This window comes from Streptomyces calidiresistens (assembly GCF_014141525.1).
GTDB lineage: Bacteria > Actinomycetota > Actinomycetes > Streptomycetales > Streptomycetaceae > Streptomyces > Streptomyces calidiresistens.
This window is the reverse complement of record NZ_VKHS01000893.1, coordinates 1-2,056: the sequence shown is the minus strand read 5'-3', so window position 1 is coordinate 2,056 and position 2,056 is coordinate 1. Positions and strand designations below refer to the sequence as shown.

1 protein-coding gene is annotated in these 2,056 nt (G+C 73.5%); it reads left to right on the top strand.

All coding sequences use genetic code 11. From position 1 onward, the window contains the following. On the top strand, positions 1–1,859 hold a 1,859-nt coding region (locus FOE67_RS23860; RefSeq protein WP_182666905.1), incomplete at its 5' end, for a serine hydrolase domain-containing protein. Positions 1,860–2,056 lie beyond the last annotated feature (197 nt).

Genomic DNA, 2,056 nt, shown 5'->3' with positions numbered 1-2,056 from the left:
CCCCGCCCCCCACCGCCGACCTCACCACCGAGGACCTGGAGACCTGGCTGGACGGCACGGTCCCCGCCGCACTGGAGACCACCGGCATCCCCGGCGCGGCGATCTCCGTGGTCCACGACGGCGAGGTGCTCGCCGCGCGCGGCTACGGCCACGCCGACACCGGCGCCGACGGTGGCGATCCCCTCCCGGTGGACCCGGAGCGGACGCTCTTCCGGGTGGGGTCGGTCTCCAAGCTCTTCACCGCGACAGCGGTGATGCAACTCGTGGAGAGCGGGGACATCGACCTCGACGCCGACGTGCACGAGTACCTCGACTTCACGGTCCCCACCTCGTTCGACGAGGACCTGACGACGCGCCACCTGCTGACCCACACCGCCGGGTTCGAGGAGCGGATAGCGGACCTGCTCGCCCCGGAGGGCACCGAGGTCGACCTGCGCGCCCACCTGGCCGAGGACCCGCCCGAGCAGGTCTACCGGCCGGGCACGGTTCCCGCCTACTCCAACTACGGTGCCGCGCTGGCCGGATACGTCGTCGAGCGGGTCGCCGGGGTCCCCTTCGAGGAGTACGTGCGGGAGAACATCCTCGAACCGCTGGGCATGGACTCCTCCGACTTCGCCCAGCCCCTCCCCGACGCACTGCACGACCGGTTGGCGGCCGGCTACGCCTCCGCGACCGGCCCGGCGGGTCCCTTCGAGATCGTCACCGGCCCGCCCGCCGGCTCGCTGACCTCCTCGGCGACCGACATGACGCGCTTCATGCTCGCGCACCTGGGGGAGACCGGCGACGGACCGGCCCTGCTCACCCCCGGGACCCTGGATCTCATGCACGCCCCCGGGCTGGACGCCGACTCCCTCGGCACCCTCGCCGAGGGACCGCGCATGACCCTCGGGTTCTTCGAGGAGGACCGCAACGGCCGGCGCGTCCTCGGCCACGGCGGCGACACCACGCTCTTCCACTCCCACCTGCAACTCCACCCGGAGTCGGGCACCGGGGTCTTCGTCGCCCTCAACGGGGGCGGACGCGGGGAGTTGGACAGCCTGCGCCTGCGCGAGGCGATCCTCAACGGCTTCACCGACCGCTACTTCCCCGGCTCCCCCGACAGCACCGGCGCGGAGCCCGGGACGACCGGGGACGCGGCCCCGATCGAGGGCGTCTACGAGAGCTCCCGGTCGATGCACAGCACCTTCATGTCGGTTCTCGGTGCCCTGGGCGGCCAGACCCGGATCACGGCCCGCGAGGACGGCACCATCCTGGTCACCCCCGGCCCGGAGACCGGCGAACCCACCGTCTACGAGGAGATCGAGCCCCGGGTCTGGCGCGAGGTCGGCGGGCAGCGTCTGCTGACCGTGCGGATGGACGGTGACCGGGTGGAGGCCATCGGCTACGCCTCGGCCTTCGCGCTGCTGCCCGTGAGCCCCGCCCGGTACGCCTCCCTCGCCCTCCCGATCCTCGTCCTCTCGACCGTGATCCTCCTGATCGCCGCCCTGGCCCCGCCGGTCGGCGCCCTGATCCGCCGCCGCTTCGCCCTGCCCGCCCCGACCCGGACCGCGCGACTGCCCCGCGCGCTGCGCACCACCGGCGCCGTGGCCGTGCTCGCGGCCCTGGGCGGATGGGCGCTGGTCCTCGGCCACATCATGGAGTTGGAGCCGGTCTCGCAGCTCCTGCTCCGCGCGCTGGTGGCCGCGCAGTGGCTCGGGGTGCTCGCGCTGATCCCCGCCGCCCTCGTCCTGGCCGGGGACATCCGACACCGGGCCGGGCCGGGCCGGTACGTCACGGGCACGATCGTCCTCCTCGGGTTCGTGGGGATGACGTACTTCGCGGCGGTCTTCGGACTGCTCTCCCCGGACGTCACCTACTGAACCCACTGAACCCACTGAACCCACAGGGCTCACAGGGCTCACGGAACCCGCCGCACTCCTCCCGCCGGGGGCGGAGGGCCGGTCCCCGGACACCGGCCCTCCGCCCCCGGCCCGTGCGGCACGATGGGCACACCTCCAGAGAACGAGGAACCGAGCATGGTGACGACCCACGAACCCCCCGGCACCCCCGCCGGCTC